Below are 26,593 nucleotides of genomic sequence, written 5' to 3'. Positions count from 1 at the left end.
TCCCAAGCCGTGCCGACGAAAAACGGGTGCCCGCGAGAGCAGGCACCCGTTTTTTCGTCAGCATAGAGGGCCGCTTGGTCTTAAGCGCCAGGCGATCAAGCCGCCTTGCGGCTCTTGTCGAAGCGCTTGCGCTCGTTCGAGTCGAGATAGATCTTGCGCAGCCGGATCGTCTTCGGCGTCACCTCGACCAACTCGTCGTCCTGAATCCAGGACAGCGCCCGGTCCAGCGTCATGCGGATCGGTGGCGTCAGCTTGATCGCCTCGTCCTTGCCGGAAGCGCGCATGTTGGTCAGCTTCTTGCCCTTGAGAACGTTCACTTCCAGATCGTTCTCACGGGTGTGGATGCCGATAATCATGCCGGCATAGACCTTGACGCCGGCATCGATGACCATCGGGCCGCGATCTTCCAGGTTGAACATGGCGAAGGCGACGCTCTCGCCAGTGTCGTTGGAGATCAACACACCGGTGTTGCGGCCGGGAAGCGTGCCCTTGAAGGGCGCGTAGGAATGGAACAGGCGGTTCATGATCGCCGTGCCGCGGGTGTCGGTCAACAGCTCCGACTGATAGCCGATGAGGCCGCGCGTCGGGGCGTGGAACACCAGACGCTGGCGGTCGCCACCGGAGGGGCGCAGCTCGATCATCTCGGCTTTGCGCTCGCTCATCTTCTGGACGACGATGCCGGAATGCTCCTCGTCGACGTCGATGACGACTTCCTCGATTGGCTCCAGGGTTTCGCCGTTCTCGCCCTCTTTCATGACGACGCGCGGACGCGAGATCCCGAGCTCGAAACCCTCGCGGCGCATCGTCTCGATCAGCACGGCGAGCTGCAGCTCGCCGCGACCGGAGACGTAGAAGGAATCCTTGTCGTCCGCCTCGTCGATCTTCAGCGCGACATTGCCTTCGGCCTCCTTCAGGAGACGGTCGCGGATGATGCGGCTCGTCACCTTGTCGCCCTCGGTGCCGGCGAGCGGGGAATCGTTGACGATGAAGGACATCGTCACCGTCGGCGGATCGATCGGTTGCGCGTGCAGCGGCTCGGTGACCGCCGGGTCGCAGAAGGTGTCGGCGACCGTGCCCTTGGACAGGCCGGCGATCGCGACGATGTCGCCCGCCTCGGCAAATTCGAGCGGCACCCGCTCAAGGCCGCGGAAGGCAAGGATTTTCGAGATGCGGCCGGTTTCCAGCAGCTTGCCGTCGCCATGCAGCACCTTGACCGCTTGGTTTGGCTTGATCGAGCCCGACTGGATGCGACCGGTGATCAGCCGGCCGAGGAAGGGGTTCGCCTCCAGGATCGTGCCGATCATCTTGAACGGCTCATCCTTGCTGGCGGTGTCCGGCTCTGGGACATGCTTGAGGATCAAATCGAACAGCGGCTCGAGGCCCTTGTCCTGCGGGCCTTCCGGCTCCTCGGCCATCCAGCCGCCACGGCCCGAGCCGTACAGCACCGGGAAGTCGAGCTGCTCTTCGGTGGCGTCGAGCGCGACGAACAGGTCGAAGATCTCGTTGAGCACTTCCTGATGGCGCTCGTCGGAGCGGTCGATCTTGTTGATTGCCACGATCGGCTTCAATCCGACCTTGAGCGCCTTGCCGAGTACGAATTTCGTCTGTGGCATCGGGCCTTCCGACGCGTCGACCAGGATGACGGCGCCATCGACCATGTTGAGGATACGCTCCACCTCGCCGCCGAAATCGGCGTGGCCCGGCGTATCGACGATGTTGATGCGGGTATCCTTCCACTCGACCGAAGTCGCCTTGGCCAGGATGGTGATGCCGCGCTCCTTCTCCAGATCGTTGGAGTCCATCGCACGGTCTTCCTGGCGCTGGTTCTCGCGGAATGAGCCGGATTGGGCCAGCAGCTTGTCGACGAGAGTCGTCTTGCCATGGTCGACGTGCGCGATAATCGCGATGTTGCGGAGCTTCATGATTGTCACCGGAAACAAGTTAAGGCCGCGGCCGACACCTCAAATGTCCGCCCGGCGCTGATCTGGACGCCCTCCTACAGCATTTTGTGCAATTGCGAAAGATGCCAATGCCGGAAAGGCGACTTGGCCTTTACCGACCGCCACGATTTCCGCCGGCGGTCGACCCTGGCCTCAACCATGGACCAGCCGCGCCGGCGGGGCCGGTTCATCGCGAAGGCCCGCGGCGAGGAGGCCTCCGACATAGCGGTCGAGTAGCGCCGGCTCCATGAAGTGTAGGGCGTCCCGCACGGTGGCGGCGGTGACGTCCGGTCTGATCGCGAGGAAAGCCAGAAGGGCGCGGCGTGCGTCCTCCATCTCGCCGGCCGACGCCAGAAAGGTCGCCAGGTCACGTAGCGGCCAGGTCATCCCGGGCTTTTCAGCCAGCGCCCGTCGTGTCCAGCGGGCCGCTTCCGCCGGCCGGCCAGCGGCAAAATGCGACAGACCCATTCCCACGATCGAATTGAAGCTGAAGGGGTCGCGGGGCGATAGCCGCATCGAGCGCTCGAAACAGGCGAACGCTTCCTCCGCCCGGCCGGCATAAACGCGCGCGAAACCCCGGCGGGTCCACGCCCAGGCATGATTGACGTCGATGTCGAGCGCCCGGTCGATCAGCGCGTTGGCCCGGTCCAGCGCGCCGTCGGTCAGCATGATCGCGGTGGCGGCGGCGGTCAGCGCCAGCGGGTCGTCGTCGATCTGTCCCGCCGTGGCTTCCAGATGCGCGCGTCCGGCGGCGCGTTCGACGGCAAAATCCTCCGACCAGTTGTAGACGATGTGCTGGGCGTGCGCCCAGGCGCAGATGGCCGCTGCCCGGCCGTTGCCGGGCTCCAGCGTCAGCGCTTCGCCGAGCAGCGCGATGGCACGTGTGTTCTCCTCCCGCCGATGCGCCCACAAATGCGGTAGCGCCCGCATGACGAGGTCGTAGGCGACGAGACTCTCCGGCGCCTTGCGACGGGAGCGCTCGACCTCGGCCTGGCGGATCGTCGGATGCAGCGCCCCGGAGACCAGTTCAGCGATGTTGTCCTGCACCTCGAACACGTCGGCGATCTCCGCCTCGATCCGGTCGCTCCATATCTGCATGGCGGTCTCGCCGTCGACGAGGCGTAGCGAGACGCGCATCCGCTCCCCGGCAAACCGCACGCTGCCTTCAAGCAGGTAGCGGACACCGAGCTCGGTGGCGATGGCCCGCACGTCGAGTGACCGTCCCTGATAGGCGTAGGCCGAGTGCCGGGCAATGACGAGGAATTCCCGGACCCGGGACAGGCTGGCGGTGATTTCCTCGACCATGCCCTCGATGAAGCTGTCGCGCTCGGCATTGCTGCTCAAATTGTCGAAGGGCAGGACCGCGATAGAGGGGTGTGTCGCCGGGTCGGGGACGGCGACCGGGCTGCGGCGGCTGACCCCGACGATCTTCGGGTCCCACACCCAGATCCGATGGCGGCCGGCCAGCCCCTTGAGAACCCGCTCGCCGATGTCGGTGAAATAAAGATCGGTCTTGCCGGTCAGATACTCGAAGACCCCCCGCGAGATCGCCATGCCGCCGACGGGCGAGAGCCCTTGCACCCGCGCTGCCATGTTGACACCCCCGCCGAACCGGTCGTCGTCCGACACCACCACGTCGCCGATGACGATCCCGGTGCGCACGCGCAGCGGCGCATCATCGGGTTCGTCCGCGGCCATCGCACGCTGGAAGCTGGCGGTCCATTTGACCGCGCTGACGGCGCTCGCGAATTCCGCCAGCAGGCCGTCGCCGGTGGTCTTGAACACCGTGCCGCCAAATTCGCCAATCGTCGGGAGCACGCGCTCGCGATAGGTATGCACGACGGCGCGGAGGGCGGCGGCCTCGTCGGCTTCGACAAGGCCGGAAAAGCCTTCCACATCCATCGATAAAATTGCGGCGAGGCGGCGTATCGGTCGGGCCATCGTCGTCGGTCCCATTGCGACGGACCAATTTACCAGATCGCGCGGTGCCTCGCTACAAGTCTGTCGGCTGCTCGATGCCAGCTTGCCGACCGCCGCATAGCCGCCGATCGCCTTGCCCTACTCCGCGACGAAGCCGCGCTTTTTCAACAGCGCCTCGGTGGTCGGCATGCGGCCGCGAAAAGCGGTGTAGAGCTCGGCCGCATCGCGCGAATTGCCGGCCGAGTAGATATGCGTCAGCAGCTTGTCCGCAGTGGCGCGATCGAACGGGTCGCCCGTCTCGCCGAACGCCTCGAAGGCATCCGCGTCGAGCACTTCCGACCACATGTAGGAGTAATAGCCCGCCGAATAGCCGTCGCCGGAGAAGATGTGGGCGAAATGCGGCGAGCGGTGGCGCATGACGATCGCGCGCGGCATGCCGAGGGCCTCCAGCATGGCCCGCTCGGCCTCCAGCGGCTTGTCCGGAACGGTTTCGGCCTCGTGCAGACCGAGATCGATCAGGGCCGAGGCGGTGTATTCGACCGTGTCGAAGCCGGCATCGAAGGTCCGCGCGGCGGTAAGCTTGTCGAGCAGCGCCTTGGGTAACGTTTCCCCGGTTTCGGCGTGGCGGGCGTGTTTCTCCAGCACTTCGGGAACGGTCAGCCAGTGTTCGTAGAGCTGCGACGGCAGCTCGACGAAGTCGCGGGCGACGGCGGTTCCGGCCAGTGATGGCCAGGTCACGTCCGAGAGCAGGCCATGCAGGGCGTGGCCGAATTCGTGGAACAGGGTGCGGGCGTCGTCGAGCGACAGCAGCGCTGGCTCGCCCTGGTTCGGCTTGGCGAAATTGCAGACATTGTAGATGATCGGCGTCTGGCCGCCATCGAGCTTGTGCTGGCCGCGCAACGCGCTCATCCAGGCCCCGGAGCGCTTGGAGGCGCGCGCGAAATAATCGCCGAGAAAAAGCCCGCGCTCACGGCCGGTCCGGTCGCGGACGGCCCAGGCCTTCACGTCCGGGTGCCAGGCCCGGGCGTCGGGCGCCGGCTCGAAGGTCAGGCCGAACAGCCGGCCGGCGACGTCGAAGGCGGCGTCGATCATGCGGTCGAGCTGGAAATACGGCTTCAGTTCCGCCTCATCGAGATCGAAGGCGGCGCGGCGGCGCTTCTCGGCATAATAGCGCCAATCCCAGGGCTCCAGCGCGTGGTTGTCGCCAGTCGCCGCCGCGAGGGCGCGGAGCGCTTCGGCGTCGTCCGCCGCCCGCGCCTTGGCATGGCCCCAGACCTCTTCGAGCAGAGCGCGGACGGCACCCGGCGTCTTGGCCATCTGGTCGTCGAGCTTGTAGGCGGCGTAGCTTTGATATCCGAGCAGCTTCGCCTTTTCGCCGCGAAGCCGCAGGATGTCGGCCATGATCTGCCGGTTGTCGGACGGCCCGTCATTCTCGCCGCGGCTGGTCCAGGCGCGGAACGCGGTCTCGCGCAGATCGCGCCGGTTGGAATAGGTCAGGAACGGCACGACAAGGGAGCGCGACAGGGTCAGCCCGTAGCCGTCGATACGACGCTCCGCCGCGACCCCGTCCATGGACGAGACGAGGAAATCCGGCAAGCCGGAGAGGTCGCGCTTGGCGAGCGGCAGCAGCCAGTCGCGCTCGTCGGCCAGGATGTTCTGGGAAAAGCGCGTGCCGAGCGAGGCCAGTTCAGCGTCGATCTCGGCCAGCCTTTCGCGGTCGGCCCCCTGAAGATTCGCGCCGCCACGAACAAATCCGCTGTGAACACGCTTTAACAGCCGCGCATCTTCCGGTGCGAGACGCGACATTTCGACGCTGTTTTGGGCGACGGCATCGACCCGCGCGAAGAGTCCGGCATTCAGCGCGATCGCCGAGGCATGGCGGGAAAGCGCCGGGGAAATCTCGCGCTCGGCCGCCTGCAACTCCGCGTTGGTATGAGCTCCCGCGAGTGCGAAAAAGGTCCGAGCCACGGCGTCGAGACGTCTGCCGGAGCCCTCCATCGCGGCCAAGGTGTTGATAAAGCTAGGCGCGGCGGGGTTTTCGGCTATCGCGGCAATTTCGGCGAGGTGCTCCGCCATCGCCGCGCGAAACGCGTCGGGGAAACCGGAAGGGTCGATTGTGCCGAAGTCGAGACGCCCAGACGGTAAATTAAACGTGAAGGCTGCATCCTGCGAGGCAGTGATTCCGCGATCGGGCATGAGAAAACCTTGTTGTATTGAGGCGATGCTCGACGGAACAGTTCGGCCTTTTGGTCGAAAGCCTTATAGACGTACCGCTTCGGCAGGCAGATAATGCGAAAATGGGGTTGTGCCGGTCCTGACGTAACGTTTCCGGTAGGCTCACATCGACAAGACGACTGAAACGGGACCTTTGCTATCATGTCACAACTACTACCAGGAAATGCACTCGGCTTCGTCGTGGTCGACATCGCCCGGCTTTATCGACAAGCCTTCGAAAAGGCTGTCGAGGAAGCCGGCCTAGCACTGACGCCCGGGGAAATTCGGGCGCTTGCCTATGTGGCACGTTACGAGGGGTCCCGCCAAGCGGTGCTGGCCGAGCGCATGGGCGTCGAGCCGATGACCCTGTCGGCCTATCTCGACCGACTGGAAATACGCGGGTTGATCACCCGCACCGTCGATCCGACCGATCGGCGCGCCAAGGTGATCGCGCCGACAAAGGCTGCCGAGCAGGTGTTCGAGGAGGCTCGACCGGTGGCGCTCGCGGTTTACGAACGCACGGTGACCGGCCTCAGTGAGGATGAGCGCAAGTTCCTCGGTTCCGCGCTGCAGATGATGCGGGCCAATCTGACCAACGATCCGCAGGTTCTGGGCGAGATGCCGGCCGAGCAGCCGCTGCGCGGCGCCGCATAGACCGCACAAACTGGCGGGTTTTCCCGGCTGCCGGATTGGGATAGGGCACGAGGGGACGCGGAACGGTCGCTTTGGCGCGGCCGTGCGTCGCCGTTTGAGCCTCCAATAACGGATCGCCCCGCTTGACCGTCTCTTCCGCCCGCTCGCCGCTGATGTCCGAGCGGCGGACCAGCCTCGTCGGCGGCTGCCTGGTCGCGATCGGGCCTATCTCGCTGGCGCTGTACACGCCGGCGATGCCGACCTTGGTCGCCGAATTCGGCACGACCGACTCGCTGATCAAACTGACGCTCGCCGTCTATTTCGCCGGTTTCGCCCTCACCCAGCTGGTCTGTGGGCCGGTCTCGGACGCATTCGGCCGCCGGATTACCACGCTCGGCTTCATCACCATCTATCTGGCCGGCTCGATGCTTGCAGTTGTCGCGCCCAACGTCGAGACGCTGCTGGCCGCGCGCCTGCTGCAGGGGGTCGGCGCGTCCGTCGGGGTCGCGACATCGCGCGCCATCGTCCGCGATCAGTTCACCGGCGAAACCTCGTCGCGGATCATGAACACGATCGGCATCATCCTCGCCATCGGCCCCGCGGTCTCGCCGACGATCGGTGGCCTCCTGCTCGCTCTCGCCGGCTGGCGGGCGATCTTCGTCGGCATGTTGGTCTGCGGCCTCGCCGTCGTCGCGGTGACGCTCGGCTTCATGCGCGAAACCGTAATACCCGACCGGTCGCGTATTCGCCCGCGCGCGATCGCTCGTTCCTACGGCCAACTCGTCACCAACCGGCACTTCATGGCTACCAGCCTGACCGTCGCCGGCTCGGTCGGCGCGCTCTATACGCTGGCGACCGTGCTGCCCTTTGTGCTCATCGACCGCGCCGGCCTGACGCCGACCCAATTCGGCATCGGCATGCTCGGGCAGTCCGGCATGTTCTTTTCCGGTTCGCTCGCCGTGCGCTTTTTGATGCCGCGCACCGGCGCCCATCGGCTCGTACCGGTCGGACTCGGCTTCATCGCCGCCGGGAGCCTCTCGCTCGCCGTCTCGATCGCGGCGCTGCCGGTGTCCTATCTCTCGATCATGGGGCCTGTCGGCCTTTATGCTTTCGGCATCGCCTTCGTCATGCCGGCAATGACCACGGCTTCGCTGGCGCCGTTTCCGCATATGGCGGGCGCCGCCGCGGCGATGACGGGGTTCATTCAAATGGGTGCCGGCCTCGTCGGCGGGGTCATCGCCGCGATGATCGGCGAACCGGTGCTGGCGACGCAGGTCGTCGTGCCCGGCCTCGGCGTCATCGCGATCGGCGCCTATGCGGTCTATCGCGCCCATCCGCATGTCGTCGAACCGGAGCCCCGGCCAAGGGTACCGGCCCCGCCGCTGCCCCGCGACGCGCGGGAGTGAAGGGACGCGCGCCGCGGCTCAGAACGGGCCGGCTTCGGTGCGCGTGGCCGGCTTCGGCCGGTCGACGCCGCCGGCCTTCGCGAGCATCAGATATTCGGCGATGTTTTCCTGGGTGATGTAGGCGATGAATCGTCCAGCCTGATCAATGACGCCGATGACACCGGCGCCGCGTTCCCGCATCGTCTTCAAGGCGAATGACAGCGCCGCGTGCTCGCGCACCAGCGGCACGTCCTTGATCATGACCTCCATGACCGGCGTCTCGCGTCCCGACCGGGCCAGTGCCGCGATCAGCGCCTTCTGGGTGAGCACGCCGCGCAGCTTTCCGCCGCCGTCGACCACCGGAAACTCGTGCTGGGTGGTGCGGATCAGCGCCTCGGCGGCGTCGGCGAGGCTCGCCGTCGGGCCGAGACTCTCAAATTTGGTGATCATCACCTCATGCGCCGAGACCGAGCGCGCCGCGTCATCGACGCCGACCTGATAGCTCTCGCTGGCGGCGGCTACATAGACGAAGACGGCGATGAAGACGAGGAAGACGTTGCCGGTTGACAACCCCCAGAAACCGAAGCCGAAGGCGAGGAACTGGCCGGCGCGCGCGGCGTAGCGCGTCGCCGTCGGGCGGTCGAATTTGAGCGCCAGCAGGGCGCGCAGCACGCGCCCGCCGTCCATCGGGAAGGCCGGGATCAGGTTGAACAGGACGAGAAAGACGTTGATCGTCGCGATTCGCGCCAGAAAACCCGCATTGGGGCTTTCGAGCGCCGCCAGGCTTTCAGGGTCGAAGTTGGCGCCGAGAAAGACGATCAGCACCGCCGCGATGACGACGTTGACGGCGGGGCCGGCAAGCGCGACGACGATCTCCTCGCGTGGCCGTTCCGGCATCCGCTCAAGCCGAGCAATGCCGCCGATCGGCAGCAGCGTGATGTCCGGCGTCTTGATGCCGTAGCGCCGCGCGGCGAGGGCGTGGCCGAACTCGTGTGCGACGACGCAGGCGAAGATCGCGATGATGAAGGCGAGGCTGGCGATGGCGGCGGCGGCACCGCCCCGCTGGTAGGCTGCGACGCCGATCCAGGCCAGCAGCATCAGGAAGGTGATGTGGATCCGAATCTCGGATCCGAACAGCCGGCCCAGGGTGAGGGACCAGGACATTCGCGGCTCTCCATTTCAGCGTCGACCGGCGAGGCGGCGTGCGAACAGGATATGCGCCGACCAGCGTCGCCCATCATATGGGACTTTGGAGCCGGCAAAACACCAGCCAGCGAGCACGATTCAGGCGCAGAGCGCGTCAGAAGATGCCGGGGATAATCCGCGCCGTCCGCGCCTTGTAGGCGCGATAGGCGTCGCCGAAGGTCTCTTCCATCATCCGCTCTTCCGGGCCGATCCGGGCGGCGAAGAGGATGCCGAAGCCGATAAGGCCGGCGGGCCCGGCGATCCAGTTGGGCACCAGCAGCGCCTGCGCCAACGCCATCGCCCAGAAGGCGCTGTACATGGGATGGCGCAGCCGCCTGTAAATGCCGGAGGTGACCAGTTCGTGCTTTTCGCGGATGTCGAGCGAGACCGACCACATCTTGCCCAGCGCCTTGTGGGTCTTGCGGAACAGGACCAGCGCCAGCGCCATCGCGGCGAGGCCGAGCGCGATCCGCCCCCAGGATGGCTCGCTGCGGGCGATCTCCGGCCAGCCGGTGGCGACATTGATCGCGGGCAGGATGCCGAGCCCGGTCAGCGAGATCGCCATGCGAAGGGACTCGGCGGGGCCGCGGCGCGTGCGCTCGACCCGCCGCCGCTTGGCGCGCCGTTCGAACGGATAGCGGATGACGTACCAGCCGACGACCATCAGCACCCAGGCGACCGAACCGGCCAAAGCGGGACTCATGGAGCGGCTCCCTCGCACGCGGCGGGCGCAAGCGGCGGGACGTCGACGGTCCTGGTCTCGGCGAAGTCCGCGAGGGGGCGGGGCCCGAGCAGCAGCATGTGGAAGGAATAGGGGCAGCGGCGCTCGACCGCGAGCACGAACTGCCGATGCAGGCGAAAGAAGTCGCGCTTGATGCGCCGGTAGGTCTGAGGCGAGACGAGCCGCTTGAAGTGGACGCGCACGGCGACCGGGATGCGCCCCTCCCGAATGCCGAGCGACGTGGCCGGGTTCGAATTGTAGAAATTGATCGGGTCCGACAGGCCCTGGCAATCGGTCCAGGCGATGCGGTGGTCGGCAACGAGCCGTCGCACGGCCGCGCGTTGCGTCTTGGCGGCCGGATGCAGCGTCGTCTTCATCAAGCTGGAGCCGACGGTGAGGATATGCCAGCGCAGGTCGGTCTTCAGATCGCCCGACAACGCCCGGTCCAGGGCGAGGACCGCGAAGCTGGCGCCGAGGCTGTGGGCGGCGACGACGATCTCGCCCGCGTCGCTCGCTGCCGCCCGTGCGGCGATTTCCTCGGCCTGTCGTGCGATCCGCGCCGACAGGGCGGGGTTGCGCTCGCGGCAAAGGTCGCGGGCCAAGGCCCAATCGTCCAGGGCGGTCAGAAGATGCCATCGCCGCTCCGCGAGAAAGAGCAGCGCCAGCGCGGCCAACAAACCCAGGACGAAACCGGTCGCGGAGCCGGCAAGTCCCGGCAACAGGGCTGTCAGCGCGGCATGGACTGCCCAACCTATCCAGATGGCCGCCGTCATGACGGCAATCGGAAAGGCGAAGAAGAAGGCGTAGCGCCAGCTCACCTGGCAATAGCGGAAGACCGTGCCGGTCACGAGGAAGTCGGCCAACGCCAGCAATCCGCTGGACAATCGCTCGATTGCCGGGCGTGCGGCGTAGGCGAGAATGAGATCGCCCCAGTCGCAGAAGACCAGTTCGGTTTCCGTGCGCCAGCCGGAGCCCGAAAGGTCTGCCCGCAGCGACGGAAACAGTGTGGGCGCACCCGGAGCGCCGTCCAGCCGCAGATCGGCCTGCCATACGGCCGCCGAGCGTTCGGCCGCCCGCCAAAACCGTTCCATATGAGCCGGGGCCAGCATCGGCTCGAAACCGGGGAACACGAACACGAGCCGCTTCTCGATCATGCCTTCTCCACAATCCTCCCGATATACCGTCGGGCGGGAGGGTCTGCCTTGTTCGCGACCGCTGGGACGTCAAGATCACGGGCGCGTGTATCGCCTAGCCCAGTGACGCCGAATTGAGAAGGGAATGTCGGTCATCGGGCGGAGGATTTGCGTCAGGCGTTGCGGCCATGCGCCACGCGCGGGCGAAGTGGCCGGATTGTGGAGCCTGTTCCTACTCGGCGGCGTCGCGGGTGTTGGCGATCTCGCGCATCGCTTCTGCCGCGATCTCGAAGGAGCGTTTGCGCGCCGCATGATCGTGGATCTGGCCGGTGAGGATCACCTCGTCGGGGGCATAGGTTTCGACGAAGCGCGCCAGTTCATGACGGACGGTCTCCTGCGAGCCGGTCGCCGCGACGGAAAGGGCTTCGTCGACCATCGCCTTGGCCGCCGGGGCGACGCGCTCCGCGAAGTCCTCGACCGGGGGCGGCAGGGGTCCGGGCTCACCGGTGCGCAGATTGACGAAGGCCTGTTGCATCGATGATTTCAACACGCGGCCTTCCTCGTCGCTCGCGGCGGCGAAGACATTGATCGCCAGCATGAAATGCGGCTTCGGCCAACGCGCCGACGGGCGATAGGTCTGGCGATAGTCCTCGACGGCCTGATCCAGCGCGCCCGGCGCGAAATGCGAGGCGAAGGCGTAAGGCAGGCCGAGATGCGCGGCGAGCTGGGCCCCATACAGGCTGGAGCCGAGAATCCAGACCGGAACGTGGGTTCCCGTGCCCGGCACCGCCCGGATTTTCTGGTTCGGCTCAGCCTCCTCGAAATAGGCCATCAGCTCCATGACGTCCTGGGGGAAATTATCGGAATTGTCGAGGCTGCGGCGCAGCGCCCGCGCGGTCGGCTGGTCGGTCCCCGGCGCGCGGCCGAGGCCGAGATCGACCCGGCCCGGATAGAGCGTCGCCAGCGTGCCGAACTGCTCGGCGATGACCAGCGGCGCGTGGTTCGGCAGCATGACGCCACCGGCGCCGATCCGGATGGTCGTCGTCTGGCTTGCGACATGGCCGAGCGCGACGGCGGTCGCGGCGCTGGCGATGCCGGTCATGTTGTGGTGCTCGGCCATCCAGAAGCGCAGATAGCCGAGGGATTCGGCGTGTCGGGCGAGGTCGGCGGAGTTTGCCAGCGCTTCGGCGGCTGTGGAGCCCTCCGGGATCGGCGACAGGTCGAGAACGGAATAGGGGATCATGGCGGGCCCTTGTCTATGGTGGACCCCGATATGGACGCCGCGCTCTATGACATCAATGAAACGCTGCGTTCTCCGCGCCGCGCCTACCGCCCCGCGCGTTTGGCCAGCGTCCTGAGCCGCAGGGCGTTCAGGCGAATGAAGCCGGCCGCGTCCTTCTGGTCGTAGGCGCCGTGGTCGTCCTCGAAGGTGACGAGTTCGTCGGAATAGAGCGATTGCGGCGAGGTCCGGCCGATGACGATGACGTTGCCCTTGTAGAGCTTCAGCCGCACCGTTCCCTCGACGTGTTCCTGGCTGCGGTCGATCGCCGCCTGCAGCATCTCGCGCTCGGGAGAGAACCAGAAGCCGTTATAGATCAGTTCGGCATAGCGCGGCATCAGCTCGTCCTTCAGATGCGCCGCGCCGCGATCGAGGGTGATCGATTCGATCGCCCGGTGGGCGGCGAGAAGGATGGTGCCGCCAGGGGTCTCGTAGATGCCGCGGCTCTTCATGCCGACGAAGCGGTTCTCGACCAGATCGAGGCGGCCGATGCCGTTGTCGCGGCCGAGGTCGTTGAGCGCGGCGAGCAACTCATGTGGCTTCAGCGTCTTGCCGTCGATCGAGACGGGATCGCCCTTGGCGAAGCCGATTTCGATCGTCGTCGCCTTGTCCGGCGCTTCCTCCGGGCTGACCGAGCGCTGGAAGACGTAGTGCGGCGGCTCTTCCGCGGGGTCCTCCAGCACCTTGCCCTCGGAGGAGGAGTGCAGGAGGTTGGCGTCGACCGAGAAGGGTGCCTCGCCGCGTTTGTCCTTGGACACGACGATCTGGTTCTTTTCGGCGAAGTCGATCAGATCGGTACGCGACTTGAACTCCCATTCGCGCCAGGGGGCGATGACCTTGATGTCCGGGTCGAGGGCGTAGGCGGCCAACTCGAACCGCACCTGGTCGTTGCCCTTGCCGGTGGCGCCGTGGGCGATTGCGTCGGCACCGGTCTCGCGCGCGATCTCGACGAGGCGCTTGGAGATCAGCGGCCGGGCGATCGAGGTACCGAGCAAATAAGTGCCCTCATAGACGGCGTTGGCGCGGAACATCGGAAAGACGAAGTCGCGGCAGAACTCCTCGCGCAGATCCTCGATGTAGATTTCCTTGATGCCGAGCATTTCCGCCTTGCGGCGGGCCGGCTCGAGTTCCTCGCCCTGGCCGAGATCGGCCGTGAAGGTGACCACCTCCGCGCCGTATTCGGTCTGCAGCCATTTCAGGATGATCGAGGTGTCGAGGCCGCCGGAATAGGCGAGAACGACCTTCTTGACGTCGCGGGTTTGTGCCATTGGAACTCTTTCGTCTTGCGCTTCGCCACGCCTCTAGCGCAAAGCAGGCCGGTAGGGAAACCGCTTCACGCGAAGCGTCCGCTCGCCTTCGGCGAATTCCGGGTGGCGCGCGGAGCGTATCGGTCGATACCGGATCGAGAAAAGCAGCTTGCATTGTCAGCCCTCGCAGACCGACGGCATTGAAACGAGACATGTGACATGACCTTCATCCCCGAGCTTCCGACGCTTTTGGCCTTTATGCTCGCCGCCTTCGTGCTGACCATCACGCCGGGGCCGGACATGACGCTGTTTTTAGGCCGCACGCTGTCCGAGGGCCGGGCAGCGGGCATGGCCGCCATGCTGGGCGCGGCCTCCGGCATCGTCGTTCATACGAGCTTGGCCGCCTTCGGTATTTCCGCCCTGATCGCGGCTTCGCCGCAGGCGTTTTTGGCGCTGAAGATCGTCGGTGCCGGCTATCTCGTCTATCTGGCGGTGCAGGCAATCCGCGGCGGCTCGACCTTCAAGCTCGACGGCAAGGCGGCGGGGCGGCCCCACAGCCTCCTCTCGAACTGGCTGACCGGGCTTGGCATCAATCTGCTCAACCCGAAGATCGTCCTGTTTTTCGTGACCTTCCTGCCGCAATTCGTCTCGGCGCGCGATGCCGATGTCATCGGCAAGCTGTTCTTCCTCGGCCTGTTTTTCATCGTGCTGGCGGTGCCGATGAGCGTCGCGATGATTCTTACCGCCGATCGTTTCGCCGCCGCGCTGAAGCGCCGCCCGAAGGTGATGCGGGCGATCGACTGGCTGTTCGCCAGCGTGTTCTCTGCTTTCGCCGTGCGGATTCTCCTGACGCAGGGTCGCTGACATGGCGTCGCACCCGACATCGCTCGGCTTCGCGCAATCCTGGCAGTTCTGGGCGGTGCTGGCCGCCATGTTCGCTGCTGCCACGGCGATTCTGGCGAAGATCGGCGTCGAGGGGATCAACTCCGATCTCGCGACCTTCCTGCGGACGGTGGTCGTCGTGGTGCTACTGGCGGCGATCGTGAGCCTGACCGGACAATGGCAGCCACCCGCCGAGTTGTCCCGTCGCAGCCTCGTCTTTCTCGCCTTGTCGGGACTGGCGACTGGCGCGTCGTGGCTGTGCTATTTCCGGGCGCTGAAGCTCGGACCCGCCTCGGCCGTCGCGCCCGTCGACAAGCTGAGCGTCGTCCTCGTCGCCGTCTTCGGCGCGGCCTTTCTCGGCGAGCGCTTGTCGTGGACGAACTGGCTCGGCGTCGTCCTCATCATGGGTGGGGCGGTGCTGGTCGCCTGGCGCTGATCGCCCTCAGGCGTAGGCGTAGGGGCCGCCGCGCTTGAGGCCGCGTCGATAGGCTGGCCGGTCGTGGATACGCAGCAGGAAGTCGCGCAGCTTCGGGCGGTCGTCGTAGCCGAAGCGGTGGGCGGCCGCCTCGACCGGAAAGCTCATCATGATGTCGGCGATGGAAAGCTCCGGCCCGGCGAACCAGCCACTGTCGCCGATCGCCTTCTCCCAATGGTCGAGATGCAGCGCGATCTGTGGCCGCACCAGCATCGCGTCGACCTTGGCCAACGAGGTCTTCAGGATCGGCCTGATGAAGAACGGTGCCCGTTCCGGGATCATCTGCAGAATGAGGATCAGGAACAGCGGCGGCATCGCCGAGCCTTCGGCGTAATGCAGGAAATGGCGGGCGTTCCAGTAATCGTCCGTTCCCTCCGCCGGCATCAGCCGTCCATTGCCATATCGCGCCAGGATGTATTCGACGATGGCGCCGGTCTCCGCGATCGTCCGGCCGTCCTCGGTCAGTACCGGCGACTTGCCGAGCGGGTGAATCTGCTTGAGCTCTTTCGGCGCCTGCATATCCTTGGTGCGCTCGTAACGCTTCACCTCATAGGCGACGCCGAGCTCCTCAAGCAGCCAAAGCACGCGCTGCGAACGGGAATTGTTGAGATGATGGATGGTGATCATAGGGCCAACCTGCTGCAATACGTGCTAGGCGCAAGACGCGGAGGCCGTGCCCTGTGGAGAACTAAAGCCCGGCCGATTTCCGCAACGCGGCGTTGATGCGCTCCTGCCAACCCGGACCGTCCTCCTGGAAATGCGCCAGCACGTCGCGGTCGATGCGCAGGGACACCATCTCCCGGCCTGTCGGGATGGCGGAGAGGGATTCCTTCATTCGCTCCGGCGTCGTCGTGGCGGATTTGAAGGCCGCCTCGGCGGCGTCCCGGGGATTGGTCGGGCGTCGGGCCATGAAATCTTATCCTTTGATTGTCGGTTCTGCGGCCGGCGTCGTCCGCCCGGAGCCGCGGCGCCATCGCCCCGCGCTGCGTCCGGCGACGATCCAGTAGATCAGCGTGAACGATAGCGCCGCGACGACGATCGCGGTTTGGACGCTCGCATGCGGCAAATTATCCCCGTAGGCGGTAACGAGGATCGCGCCCGCACCAATAAGGCCGGCGGCAAGATGCAGGAGTATTGACGAAAGCCCGAAGAGTTCGCTTGCCACCATGAACAACGCCCACGGCAGCAGGATCACCGAGCCGATCTGCGCCGATTGGGCGAGGAAGGCGATGACCGTGTGGAACAGGAAGATCGGGTCGCTCGCTTCCATGCTGGCGGGAACGTTCAGGAACGGCCACAGCATCGCGAAGGCCGCCGTCATGCAAGCCGCGACGAAGCCGAAGGGAATCACGAACAGAAAGCGGAGAACGGCGGTCATTCGACGAAGAGGGTTCCTTTGCTGGCGCGTCTCGGCGCCGTGCTCTGCCCTCAGTGGGCCGCGAGTTCCGAGATTCGTGCCGTTTCGAGCTTCACTCGATCGCTCTTCTTCATCCGCTCGGATTCCGATTTCAGCTGGCCGCAGGCGGCGAAGATGTCGCGACCGCGCGGCGTGCGGATCGGCGAAGCGTAGCCGGCCTGGTTCACATAGTCGGCGAAGCGCTCGATCTGGTCCCAGTCGGAACATTCGTAGACCGTTCCCGGCCAGGGATTGAACGGGATCAGATTGATCTTCGCCGGAATGCCCTTGAGGATGCGGACCAGTTCCTTCGCATCCGCCATCGAATCGTTGACGCCCTTCAGCATCACATATTCGAAGGTGATGCGCCGGGCGTTGGACGCCCCCGGATAGGCGCGGCAAGCGTCGAGCAGTTCCTTCAGCGGATATTTCTTGTTGATCGGCACCAACTCGTCGCGCAATTCGTCGCGCACGGCATGGAGCGAGATGGCCAGCATCACGCCCATTTCCTCGCCCGCCCTCGCGATCATCGGCACCACGCCCGAGGTCGACAGGGTCACGCGCCGCCGCGACAGCGACAGGCCTTCGCCGTCGGTGGCGACGGCCAGCGCCTGGCGGACATTGTCAAAATTATACAGCGGCTCGCCCATGCCCATCATCACGACATTGGAGACGAGGCGGCCATCGGACGGCACGATCGCGCCGGCGGGCGTCGCGGCGTCCGGAAAATCGCCGAGCCGTTCGCGGGCCAGGAGAATCTGCCCGACGATCTCGTCCGGCGTCAGGTTGCGAACCAAGCGCTGGGTGCCGGTATGGCAGAAGGTGCAGGTGAGTGTGCAGCCGACCTGGGAGGAGACGCAGAGCGTGCCGCGACCTTCTTCCGGGATGTAGACCGTTTCGATCTCGACCGGGCGCCCGGCGCCTTTCGCCGGAAAGCGGAACAGCCATTTGCGGGTTCCGTCGACCGAGACCTGCTCCTCGACGACCTCCGGCCGCGCGATCGAATAGGCGTCGGCGAGCGCGTTGCGCAGATCTCCGGCGACATTCGCCATCTGGCCGAAATCGGCCACCCCGCGCACATAGAGCCAATGCCAGAGCTGGGCAACGCGCATGCGCAGTTGCTTTTCGGGCACGCCGACCGCGCGCAGCGCCTCGGCGAGGCTGTCGCGATCGAGGCCTATAAGCGACGGTTTTTCGCCGTCATCGACCGGCGAAACCGCGACCAGAGGGCGCGGGCGGTTGGCTGGAGAGGCGAGATCGAGCGAAACGGGCATCATATCCTCGGCCAGCGGCTGCCGGCGAAATCAACGGTCAGGAACAGGAATTGCCCCCTCAAATGACCCCTTCTGGCCATTTGCGCAAGGTTTCAGGCAGATCCGGGACCACAACGGCGAAACGCCGGGCGGGGACCCAGCGTCGTGCTTCATTGCGATATCGAGGGCCGGAGACGGCCGCTGAATGCGCTATTTGCAGTCGTTGATCGACTTCAGCGCGGCGGTCACGCCGGAGAGCGAGAACGTGTAACTGGTCTTTGTGCCGCGCTGCGACACGGCGTCGACCTTCATCGCCTTCCCGGCGCGCAGATTGGCGACCAGCTGGGGCTCCTCGGCGGCGTTCTCCATCCAGGCCGACTCGCCCTTGACGAACATCGAATAATCCTTGCCGTCGACGTCGACCGTGACCTTGGAACCATCCTTGAGCGTGTAGCCCATCACCGCTTGCGGCTCGTATGAGACGCCCTGGCCCGGCTTTTGCGAGATCAGGAAGAAGATGTCGCCGTGATCGACATTCGCTGGCTCCATCTTGGTCGGCGTCGACAGGATGTAGCAGACCTTGCCGCCGTTGCCGGCGTAGGAATAGGTGCCCCAGGCGTTGAACTGGTTCATGCGCGTCGGGGTCTGGGCCGCGCCCGCGGCGCTCGAGAAGATCAGAATGGCCGCGGAGGCCGTCAGGACGTTCTTGAGGTTCATAATTCCCCGCTCGTTCGGTGCGTGTTCGTTTGATTTCCCACGGTCGAGGCCGAGGCCGGCAAGACGCTGGAAGCGATGATACCCGACAGACTAGCGCCAAGGCCGTTTATCGTCGGTTAACGAAGAACGAAGCCGAGGAGAACGTCTCCACCACTCGGCGCTTCATCTGGCAAAAACCGGATGCAGACCTTCCGCTTCACCAAAGCCTGATCCGGCCCCCGTGAATGATGGAACGAATTGGGCGACAATTTGGCAAGTCATGCCAAGTCGTTGTTACGGAATGGTAAGGCGTAGCCATGCGGCGCAGCAGCGGTGCTCGCCAAGGGGGAAATCGCTACCGGTTCATGTCGCCAAGCGTCTCGCGGGCCCGCTGGTAATGCTGCGGCCGGATGTTCTGGCGTACCGCCCGGAACGCAGCCCAAAGCACCGCGATATCATCGGTAAAGCCGAGGCCGAGAATGAAATCGGGCACCACATCCATTGGCAGGACGAAATAGGCCAGCGCGGCTAGGAGGATGCCCCGGCTGGCCGCCGGCGTCTGGGGATCGAGCGCGCAATAATAGGCCGCGACCACGTCTTCCATGAAGGGGACCGATCGCAACGCGCGACGGACGGTCTGGAAAAATGACGCGCGAACCCGTTCTTCCTGTCGCGCCTGTTCCTCGCTGGAACCGGGCAGTAAAATTTCGCCGACCTTCGGTGTGTCGAGTGCCATCGCGTCCTCCAATGTCAGGAGGTTAGATGGTCCATTATCGCCGCGGCCTCAAGAGGTTCGGTTCAGGGCGGTCGTCGCGGCGGGCCGTGCGGACTTGGTCAGCCGTTGCGCGTGGCCGCCCGACACCGGCCGCGCAAGCCCTTTCGCCGTGGGGGTTCCGGTGTGCAGCGAAAACGCCTCCTCCAGCACATAAGGGCCGCCGCCGACTGACTCCCGTGCCGAAAACAGGCCGAATCGCTCGACCATGAACGGCGGCGTGCGGAAGTCGCCGCGCGTGGCGAGAAAATGCGCGACTTCCGCCAGCTTCGGCTGCCGCAACCGTGCCAGCGTCACATGCGGGACGAATTTGCGCTGGTCGGCGGGAACGTCGAGGCGCCTGCAGATGCGTTCGATCTCCGCCTGCAGATCGCAAAGCTCGGGCGACGCCTCGACGCCGGCGTAGATCGAGTGCGGCTTGCGTGTTCCGAAGGCCGCTACCCCGCTCAAGGCTATGGAAAAGGCCGGTCGGTCGACGCGGTCGAGCCAAGCGACGATTTCGTCGGCAAGCCGGGGCTCGATATCGCCGATGAAACGCAGGGTCAGATGATAGTTCTGCGGATCGATCCAGTGGGCCGACGGCAGGCCGCCGCGCAGGAAGGAGAGTGAAAGCGCGATATCCTGGGGGATCTCGAGGGCGGTGAACAGTCGGGGCATCGGATGTCCTTCCGTGCGTCGTTGCCGTCGCGAAAAGACTCTCACCTCCCGAGCCATGTTTCAAGGACAGGGCAGCCTTGCATGCCGCCATTCGCCGTTGTCCGCGGCACCATGCACAATTATGTTGGGTCCACGGAGGACGTCGCTGGGAGGCTGAACAAAGGCTATGACCCATGTCCATCGTCACGGATGTCGTTGCTGCCAATATTGCGGACAAGCGAAATGATGCGCGCCCGGACCTGATGGGCGGCGCAGGGTCACCGGTTCACGTACGCCGGGTCCGCGCCCATGAGACCGATCTCTTTCTTTCGCACCTGCAACGCCTTCCCTCCGAAACCCGGCGCCTGCGCTTCGGTAACTCAGTCAACGATACGTTTCTGGAAAGCTATGCCCGGCTGGCACTCGGTCCTGACTCTCTGGTGAAGGGTCTGTTCGCCGACGGCGAACTACGCGGCGTCGCGGAATTGCGGTTTCTCACCGGATCTCACGATGAAGCCGAAGGTGCGTTCTCGATCGAGCCGGAATTCCAGGGCCACGGTCACGGGGATCGCCTCTTCGGCCGGCTGGTTGCCGCCGCCCGCAATCGCGGCGTTCGGCGAATTTTCCTGACCTGCCTGCGCGAAAATCATCGGATGCAGGCGATCGCCGCCAAACACGGCGCCGATCTCAGTTTCATCGCCGGCGACGTGACCGCCGAAATCCTGCGGCCCTACGCGGATGCGAAGAGCCTGGCGCGGGAATGGGCGGACGAGAGCGAGGCCTATGTGTTCGCCATGATCGAGGAGCGCGGTCGGCGTCTGCGATTCTTCACCGAGCCCCTGCGGCGTCTGGCGGCGAGTTTCGTCCCGCAACACGCCCCGCATTGACGGAATCAATCGTTTCGGTGACCAGCGGCAGCATCTTTTCGACAATGACGGCAACGCCTTCCTTGTTCGGGTGCATGGCGTCGTCCTGGTTGAGCTTCGGCTGGGTCGCCACGCCGTCGAGAAAGAACGGATAGAACGCGACGTCGTATTTCTCGGCGAGGCCGGCATAGATCGGATTGAAAGCCGCCGAATAGTCGGGGCCCATATTGGGCGGGGCGATCATGCCGGCGAGGATGACGGCCTGGCCCCGTTCGGTCAGCGTTTGCAGGATCTGGTCGAGGTTCTTTTCCGTGATCTCGGGAGAAATCCCGCGCAGCGCGTCGTTGGCGCCCAGTTCGACGATGACGAGGTCGGCGTTTTGCGGCACCGACCAATCGAGCCGGGCAAGCCCGCCGCTCGATGTGTCGCCCGAGGCGCCTGCGTTGGTCACTTCGACGCCGTATCCCTCATTCCGCAAGGCTGCCTGCAACTGCTCGGGAAACGCCGCGCCGGGGCCGACGCCGTAGCCGGCGACGAGGCTGTCGCCAAAAACGACGACGTGAAGCGGCTCGCNCGCCGCGCCGGGGCCGACGCCGTAGCCGGCGACGAGGCTGTCGCCAAAAACGACGACGTGAAGCGGCTCGCCATCGGCGGCCCCCTGCGCAGCCTGCTGAGCACTCGAAGCTGATGGCGCCATCAGCCACGACAATAGCGTCAGTGCCAAGAGGATCGGTTGGAAGCGTTGCATCATACACCCATATAGCGCAGGCCCCATGCGGGGCGCCCGATGTCACATATAGGAGCCGGCGGCCTTGGCAGAACCAGCGATCCGGTTACGAAACGTTCATCTCACGCTGGGGAGTGGCCGCAGCGCGGTCCACGTTCTGAAGGATGTCGGTCTTACCGTCGATCGAGGCGAATCCGTCGGCATCGTCGGTCCGTCCGGGTCCGGCAAGTCGACGCTCTTGATGGTGGTTGCCGGGCTGGAGCGAGCCGACGAGGGCATCGTCGAAATCGCCGGTCAGCCGCTCGGCGGTCTCAGCGAGGACCAGCTCGCCGCGTTCCGCGGCCGCAATATCGGTATCGTCTTCCAGTCGTTTCATCTGATTCCGAACATGACGGCGCTGGAAAACGTCGCCGTGCCGCTGGAACTCGCCGGCCATGACGATGCCTTCGAACGCGCCGAGCGGGAACTGTCGAATGTGGGCCTCGCCGACCGCGTTACCCATTATCCTGGGGAATTATCGGGTGGCGAACAGCAGCGCGTCGCGCTGGCGCGGGCTCTGGCACCGCAACCGGCGATTCTGATCGCCGACGAGCCGACCGGCAATCTCGACCAGGAGACCGGACGGCAGGTCGCCGATTTGCTGTTCGCCGAATGCGAGCGGCGGGCCATGACGCTCGTCCTCGTGACTCACGATCCGGCGCTGGCGCATCGCTGCGGTCGGGAGGTCGCCGTCCGCTCGGGCGTCATTCATGACGACCGTATGGCGATGGTCGAGGCCGCAGGAGCGAACTCCGATCCCGCGCTCGCCGGTGCCGCTGGATGAGCGCACTCGATACCACAGCTGGAATTGCCGCGACCGCCCGGCCGAAGCCGACGAACGGGCGCGGCAATCTGAAGCTCGCCGTGCGTTTCGCGCTGCGTGAGATGCGCGGCGGACTGTCCGGCTTCTACATCTTCCTCGCCTGCATCACCCTCGGCGTGGCGGCGATCGCCGCGGTGAATTCCGTCGCGACGATGATGACCACCGGGATCGCCGAACAGGGGCGGTCGATCCTCGGCGGCGACCTCCGCTTCGCCTTGGTCCAGCGCCAGGCGACCGACGAGGAAACCACTTACCTGGCGGACCTCGGAACCGTCGCCGAGGCGGCGTCCCTGCGTTCCATGGTTCGGCTGCTGGACGGCAGTGATCAGTCCCTGGCCGAGGTGAAGGCGGTGGACGGCGCTTATCCGCTTTATGGGGCCGTCGAGACGCAACCAGACGTGCCGTTGGGCGATCTTCTGGGAGAACGTGACGGCCGGTTCGGCGCCGTCGCCGCATCGGAATTATACGATCGATTGGGCATCGAGCCCGGCGAGACCATCAAGCTCGGCAATGCCGAGATCGAACTGCGCGGCGTGCTCGAGCGCGAACCCGACGTCTTGTCCGGCCGCTTCAATTTCGCTCCGCGGCTGATGCTGTCGCTGGATGGGCTCGCGGCGAGCGGGCTGATCCAGCCGGGAAGCCTCGTCGAATACGACTACAAGATCCGTTTGCCGAATGGCGACGACGCCGCGGCAATCGCGGCGCAGGCAAAAGAGCACTTTCCCGAATCCGGCTTCAACATTCGCACCTCGGCAGATGCCGCCCCCTCGCTCCAGCGCAATATCGAGCGTTTCTCACAGTTCCTCACGCTAGTCGGGCTCACCGCTCTCATCGTTGGCGGCGTCGGCGTCGCCAATGCCGTCAACGCCTATCTCGATTCCAAGCGAGGGGTGATCGCAACCTTCAAGAGCCTCGGGGCCGGGGGCGGCTTCGTCGTCACGGTTTATCTGATCCAGATCATGCTCTTGGCCGGTGTGGGCATTATCCTTGGCCTCGTCCTTGGAGCGCTCGCGCCCTTTGCGACCGCTCGCTTCCTCGAAAGCGTCGTCCCGATCGCGGCCGAGGCGTCCATCTATCCGGGCGCGCTCGCGCTAGCTGCCGTTTTCGGTGTGCTCACGGCGCTGGCCTTCGCGCTACTCCCGCTCGGGCGCACCCGCGACGTTGCCGCGACGGCCCTGTTCCGCGAAGCCGGGGCGACGGGCGGCTACCGGATGCGCTGGGCTTATCTCGGCACGGCGCTCGGTCTCGCCCTCTTCATTTCCGCGCTGGCGCTGGTGATGGCCGGCGACCGCCGGGTGGCGCTGATCTTCCTCGTGGGCACAGCGGCTGCCTTCGTGATCCTGCGCGGCGTCGCGATGGCGGTCCAGTGGTTCGCCGCGCGGGCACCACGGGTTCGCTCGACGCCGCTGCGACTGGCTATCGGCAACATTCATCGGCCGGGCGCGCTGACGGCGTCGGTGGTGCTGTCGCTCGGCCTCGGCCTGACGCTGTTGGTGACGCTGGCGACCATCGACTACGATCTGCGTCAGGAGATCGGCACGGGAATGGCCTCGCGGGCGCCTGATTTCTTTTTCGTCGACATTCAAAACGATCAGATCGACGGTTTTCGCCAGACTGTCGAGACGCTGGCCCCGGGCTCGTCCCTCAACGCCGCGCCGATGCTGCGGGGGCGGATCACAGCCCTTGCGGGACAGGACGTCTCCGCCTTTGCGGAGGGACACGAAGGCAGTTGGGTCCTGCATGGCGATCGCGGGCTGACCTATTCGCCGACGCTGCCGGAGAACTCCAGCCTGACCGAGGGCGAGTGGTGGCCGGCGGACTATGCGGGCGAGCCTCTGGTGTCATTTTCGGCGGAGGAGGGGGGCGAACTCGGCCTGAAGGTCGGCGACGCGCTGACCGTCAATGTCCTCGGCCGCAACATCACCGCCCGGATCGCGAATTTCCGCGCGGTGGAATGGGAATCCCTGTCGATCAACTTCGTCATGGTGTTCTCGCCCAACGCCTTTGCCGGTGCACCGCATTCCTGGCTGGCGACCCTGTCGATGCCACAGGACGGGGAGGCGGCGGAGAAGGCGCTGATCAACGGAATCACCAACGCCTATCCGGCGGTCACGACGGTGCGGGTGAAGGAAGCGCTCGACGCGGTGAACGGCTTGATTGCCCAACTCGCGCTGGCCATCCGGGTCGCGGCGGCGGTGGCGCTGATCGCCTCGATCCTGGTCCTGTCCGGGGCTCTGGCCGCCGGCAACCGGAGCCGCATCCACGACGCCGTCGTCCTGAAGACGCTTGGCGCGACGCGGCTGACCCTGATTCGCGCCTTCGCAACCGAATATCTGCTGCTGGGCCTTGCGACAGGTGTCTTCGCGGTCGGGGCGGGCGCACTCGCCGCCTGGTTCGTGGTCGTCCAGATCATGCAGCTGCCTTACGTTTTCGATTGGACCGTGGCGTTGACGACGTTGGCCGTTTCTCTGGTCCTGACGGTCGGCATCGGTCTTGCGGGAACATGGCGCGTCCTGGGACAGAAGGCCGCGCCGGTCTTGCGTAATCTGTGATGAGGGGACGCGCGGAAGCTGGAAAAACCGAAGCAGGCGCGTCTCCAGCCGCCTGCCTCCGGCTCGATTCGGCAACAGGCTAACGGATAATTAACCCTGATCGGGCGCGATTTTATCGTTCCATGCGGCTGGAGGCTTGTGCGCGAACCTCGCGATCCGCATATTATGCATAGGATCGCTGGGCGTCCCGCCAGCGGCGCCTCTTCGTGCCGACTGAAACCGTCGCGCGGGGACACCGGACGGGACACGCAGAAAGGAATTCATCCATGGCGGAATATCGGAACGCCGGCGCTCGCACCGTGCCAGCAGCCGGTACAAGAGCGGACATCGACCAGGGCCTCCGCTCCTATATGCTGAAGGTCTACAACCTGATGGCGGGCGGTCTCGCCCTCACCGGCGTTGCGGCCTATCTCCTGTTTTCGATGGCGGTTGTGACGAACGACGCTGGCACCGTCGTCGGTCTGACCGACATCGGCAATGTCGTGTACAACTCGCCGCTCAAGTGGGTGCTGATGCTGGCGCCGCTGGCGATGGTCTTTTTCTTGTCCTTCCGCGTTCACAAGATGAGCGTCGCGGCCGCCCAGGCGACCTTCTGGACCTACGCGGCGATGGTCGGCCTGTCGCTGTCGACGATCTTCCTGGTCTACACGCAGGAATCCATCACCCAGGTGTTCTTCATCACCGCCGCCTCCTTCGGCGCGCTGTCGCTCTGGGGCTACACCACCAAGCGGGATATTTCGGGCTGGGGCTCGTTCCTGTTCATGGGCGTCATCGGCATCGTCATCGCGATGGTCGTGAACATCTTCCTTGCCTCGCCGGCTTTGCAGTTCGCCATTTCGGCGATCGGCGTCCTGGTGTTCGCGGGCCTCACCGCCTACGACACGCAGCAGATCAAGGAAATGTACTATGAGGGCGACGGCTCGGCGGTGATGGGCCGCAAGGCGGTCATGGGCGCGCTGCGCCTCTATCTCGACTTCCTCAACATGTTCCTGTTCCTCCTGCAGCTGTTCGGCAACCGCAACTAAGCGCCAGGGCAGGACCGACAAATCAGGGCGGCTTACGGGCCGCCCTTTTCTTTGGGTGGCGCTTTTGCGACATCCAGATTGCAACGAAGAAGCCTGGGCTTGCCTGCCGATGAGCGCTCATACGATCCGACCCGCCAGCATCGAAGACGTCCCGGCGATCCGATCGATCTACGAGCACGCGGTGCTGCATGGCACCGGGACATTCGAAATCTTGCCGCCGGACGAGGCGGAAATGGCGGCGCGCTTCACCGCGATGACCGGTCAGGGCTATCCCTTTATCGTCGCCGAAGACGCCCACGGCGTAGTCCTGGGATACGCCTACGCCAATGCCTTCCGCGCCAGACCCGCCTATCGCTGGTCGGTGGAGGATTCGGTTTATGTCGCGCCGGACGCCAAGGGGCGCGGTGTGGGCGGCCATCTTCTGACGCGCCTCATCGAGATTTCGGCCGAAAGCGGCTTCCGCCAGATGATCGCGGTCGTCGGCGACTCCTGTAACGCGCCGTCGGTCAGGCTGCATGAACGGGCAGGCTTCCGCATGATCGGTGTGTTCGAGCAGTCCGGCTTCAAATTCGGCCGCTGGATCGACACTGTTCTGATGCAGATGCCGCTGGGCCCGGGCGGCTCGGCGCTGCCCGACGAGACGCGCTATCCCGGCACGCTGTACCAGCGATAGCCGCGCTGCTTAGAGCGTCAGGCGATTAATCTGCAACATAGCCAGCGGCCTTGAGGTAGTTCCAACATTCTTCGGGCTCGAACAGGTCGCAGATGTTGCCGACTGCACGCCAGAGATCGTC

25 protein-coding genes are annotated in these 26,593 nt (G+C 65.3%); 9 read left to right on the top strand and 16 right to left on the bottom strand.

Annotated elements, in window-relative coordinates; all coding sequences use genetic code 11:
- Positions 1-95: 95 nt before the first annotated feature.
- From typA to VQ045_RS14665, 3 genes are all read right to left on the bottom strand, one after another.
- A complete protein-coding gene (typA, locus tag VQ045_RS14675) occupies positions 96-1,922 on the bottom strand; it encodes a translational GTPase TypA (protein ID WP_327645420.1) in 1,827 nt (608 codons plus the stop codon).
- 171 nt (positions 1,923-2,093) lie between these two features.
- On the bottom strand, positions 2,094-3,881 hold the full coding sequence (locus tag VQ045_RS14670) for a tetratricopeptide repeat protein (RefSeq protein ID WP_331830623.1): 1,788 nt from the start codon (positions 3,879-3,881) through the stop codon (positions 2,094-2,096).
- A 117-nt stretch (positions 3,882-3,998) separates the two neighbouring features.
- A complete protein-coding gene (locus VQ045_RS14665; RefSeq protein WP_331830622.1) occupies positions 3,999-6,056 on the bottom strand; it encodes a M3 family metallopeptidase in 2,058 nt (685 codons plus the stop codon).
- Positions 6,057-6,236: 180 nt separating this feature from the next.
- Between VQ045_RS14665 and VQ045_RS14660 the strand changes: the two genes are divergently transcribed.
- Positions 6,237-6,728 carry a MarR family winged helix-turn-helix transcriptional regulator gene (locus VQ045_RS14660; protein ID WP_331830621.1) on the top strand — a complete coding sequence of 164 codons (492 nt, stop codon included), beginning with the start codon at positions 6,237-6,239 and terminating at the stop codon, positions 6,726-6,728.
- Between the two features lie 152 nt (positions 6,729-6,880).
- Positions 6,881-8,113, top strand: coding sequence for a multidrug effflux MFS transporter (locus tag VQ045_RS14655; RefSeq protein ID WP_442879878.1), 1,233 nt, complete (start codon positions 6,881-6,883; stop codon positions 8,111-8,113).
- A gap of 18 nt (positions 8,114-8,131) precedes the next feature.
- Here the strand turns inward: VQ045_RS14655 and VQ045_RS14650 are convergent, their stop codons facing one another.
- From VQ045_RS14650 to VQ045_RS14630, 5 genes are all read right to left on the bottom strand, one after another.
- On the bottom strand, positions 8,132-9,256 hold the full coding sequence (locus tag VQ045_RS14650) for a site-2 protease family protein (protein WP_327622765.1): 1,125 nt from the start codon (positions 9,254-9,256) through the stop codon (positions 8,132-8,134).
- A gap of 136 nt (positions 9,257-9,392) precedes the next feature.
- The gene (locus VQ045_RS14645; protein ID WP_331830619.1) at positions 9,393-9,980 is read right to left on the bottom strand and encodes a protein-S-isoprenylcysteine O-methyltransferase; all 588 of its coding nucleotides are present in this window, start codon (positions 9,978-9,980) and stop codon (positions 9,393-9,395) included.
- Complete coding sequence (locus tag VQ045_RS14640; protein WP_331830618.1) at positions 9,977-11,152, bottom strand: hypothetical protein; 1,176 nt, start codon at positions 11,150-11,152, stop codon at positions 9,977-9,979. Before VQ045_RS14640 ends, VQ045_RS14645 begins: the two co-directional genes overlap by 4 nt.
- Positions 11,153-11,363: 211 nt before the next feature.
- Positions 11,364-12,374, bottom strand: coding sequence for an LLM class flavin-dependent oxidoreductase (locus tag VQ045_RS14635; protein WP_331830616.1), 1,011 nt, complete (start codon positions 12,372-12,374; stop codon positions 11,364-11,366).
- An 83-nt stretch (positions 12,375-12,457) separates the two neighbouring features.
- Entirely contained in the window at positions 12,458-13,678 is a 1,221-nt protein-coding gene (locus VQ045_RS14630; protein WP_327622761.1) for an argininosuccinate synthase, read from the bottom strand.
- A 198-nt stretch (positions 13,679-13,876) separates the two neighbouring features.
- On the opposite strand from VQ045_RS14630, the gene VQ045_RS14625 reads away from it, so the two are divergent.
- Entirely contained in the window at positions 13,877-14,521 is a 645-nt protein-coding gene (locus VQ045_RS14625; RefSeq protein WP_327622760.1) for a LysE family translocator, read from the top strand.
- A gap of 1 nt (position 14,522) precedes the next feature.
- Entirely contained in the window at positions 14,523-14,975 is a 453-nt protein-coding gene (locus tag VQ045_RS14620) for an EamA family transporter (protein WP_331830613.1), read from the top strand.
- 6 nt (positions 14,976-14,981) lie between these two features.
- Here VQ045_RS14620 and VQ045_RS14615 read toward each other — a convergent pair whose 3' ends face one another.
- The 7 genes from VQ045_RS14615 to thpR form a co-directional block, all read right to left on the bottom strand.
- A complete protein-coding gene (locus tag VQ045_RS14615; RefSeq protein ID WP_331830612.1) occupies positions 14,982-15,641 on the bottom strand; it encodes a glutathione S-transferase family protein in 660 nt (219 codons plus the stop codon).
- 61 nt (positions 15,642-15,702) lie between these two features.
- Positions 15,703-15,924, bottom strand: coding sequence for a BrnA antitoxin family protein (locus VQ045_RS14610; RefSeq protein WP_327622758.1), 222 nt, complete (start codon positions 15,922-15,924; stop codon positions 15,703-15,705).
- Positions 15,925-15,930: 6 nt separating this feature from the next.
- Positions 15,931-16,392, bottom strand: a complete 462-nt coding sequence (locus VQ045_RS14605; protein WP_331830611.1) for a hypothetical protein — start codon at positions 16,390-16,392, stop codon at positions 15,931-15,933.
- Between the two features lie 50 nt (positions 16,393-16,442).
- Positions 16,443-17,684 carry a 23S rRNA (adenine(2503)-C(2))-methyltransferase RlmN gene (gene rlmN, locus VQ045_RS14600; protein WP_331830610.1) on the bottom strand — a complete coding sequence of 414 codons (1,242 nt, stop codon included), beginning with the start codon at positions 17,682-17,684 and terminating at the stop codon, positions 16,443-16,445.
- 189 nt (positions 17,685-17,873) lie between these two features.
- Positions 17,874-18,380 (bottom strand): invasion associated locus B family protein, encoded by a 507-nt coding sequence (locus VQ045_RS14595; protein WP_327622754.1) that lies wholly within the window; start codon positions 18,378-18,380, stop codon positions 17,874-17,876.
- A 334-nt stretch (positions 18,381-18,714) separates the two neighbouring features.
- A complete protein-coding gene (locus VQ045_RS14590; protein WP_327645397.1) occupies positions 18,715-19,095 on the bottom strand; it encodes a YkvA family protein in 381 nt (126 codons plus the stop codon).
- 48 nt (positions 19,096-19,143) lie between these two features.
- On the bottom strand, positions 19,144-19,788 hold the full coding sequence (thpR, locus tag VQ045_RS14585) for an RNA 2',3'-cyclic phosphodiesterase (protein ID WP_331830609.1): 645 nt from the start codon (positions 19,786-19,788) through the stop codon (positions 19,144-19,146).
- 173 nt (positions 19,789-19,961) lie between these two features.
- Between thpR and VQ045_RS14580 the strand changes: the two genes are divergently transcribed.
- On the top strand, positions 19,962-20,654 hold the full coding sequence (locus tag VQ045_RS14580; RefSeq protein ID WP_327622751.1) for a GNAT family N-acetyltransferase: 693 nt from the start codon (positions 19,962-19,964) through the stop codon (positions 20,652-20,654).
- On the opposite strand, the gene VQ045_RS14575 is transcribed toward VQ045_RS14580, so the two are convergent.
- Entirely contained in the window at positions 20,596-21,381 is a 786-nt protein-coding gene (locus tag VQ045_RS14575) for an arylesterase (protein WP_331830608.1), read from the bottom strand. The genes VQ045_RS14580 and VQ045_RS14575 overlap by 59 nt on opposite strands.
- Before the next feature lie 64 nt (positions 21,382-21,445).
- Between VQ045_RS14575 and VQ045_RS14570 the strand changes: the two genes are divergently transcribed.
- The 4 genes from VQ045_RS14570 (at position 21,446) to VQ045_RS14555 (ending at position 26,472) form a co-directional block, all read left to right on the top strand.
- On the top strand, positions 21,446-22,183 hold the full coding sequence (locus VQ045_RS14570) for an ABC transporter ATP-binding protein (protein ID WP_331830607.1): 738 nt from the start codon (positions 21,446-21,448) through the stop codon (positions 22,181-22,183).
- Complete coding sequence (locus tag VQ045_RS14565) at positions 22,180-24,774, top strand: ABC transporter permease (protein WP_442879877.1); 2,595 nt, start codon at positions 22,180-22,182, stop codon at positions 24,772-24,774. Before VQ045_RS14570 ends, VQ045_RS14565 begins: the two co-directional genes overlap by 4 nt.
- Before the next feature lie 266 nt (positions 24,775-25,040).
- On the top strand, positions 25,041-25,799 hold the full coding sequence (locus tag VQ045_RS14560; RefSeq protein WP_327622748.1) for a Bax inhibitor-1/YccA family protein: 759 nt from the start codon (positions 25,041-25,043) through the stop codon (positions 25,797-25,799).
- A gap of 109 nt (positions 25,800-25,908) precedes the next feature.
- Positions 25,909-26,472 (top strand): GNAT family N-acetyltransferase, encoded by a 564-nt coding sequence (locus VQ045_RS14555; RefSeq protein WP_331830606.1) that lies wholly within the window; start codon positions 25,909-25,911, stop codon positions 26,470-26,472.
- Positions 26,473-26,593: the final 121 nt, after the last annotated feature.

Source organism: Aurantimonas sp. E1-2-R+4, assembly GCF_036549515.1.
Classification (GTDB): domain Bacteria; phylum Pseudomonadota; class Alphaproteobacteria; order Rhizobiales; family Rhizobiaceae; genus Aurantimonas; species Aurantimonas coralicida_A.
The sequence above is the reverse complement of the archived record's forward strand: the minus strand, read 5'-3'. Positions and strand labels throughout refer to the sequence as shown.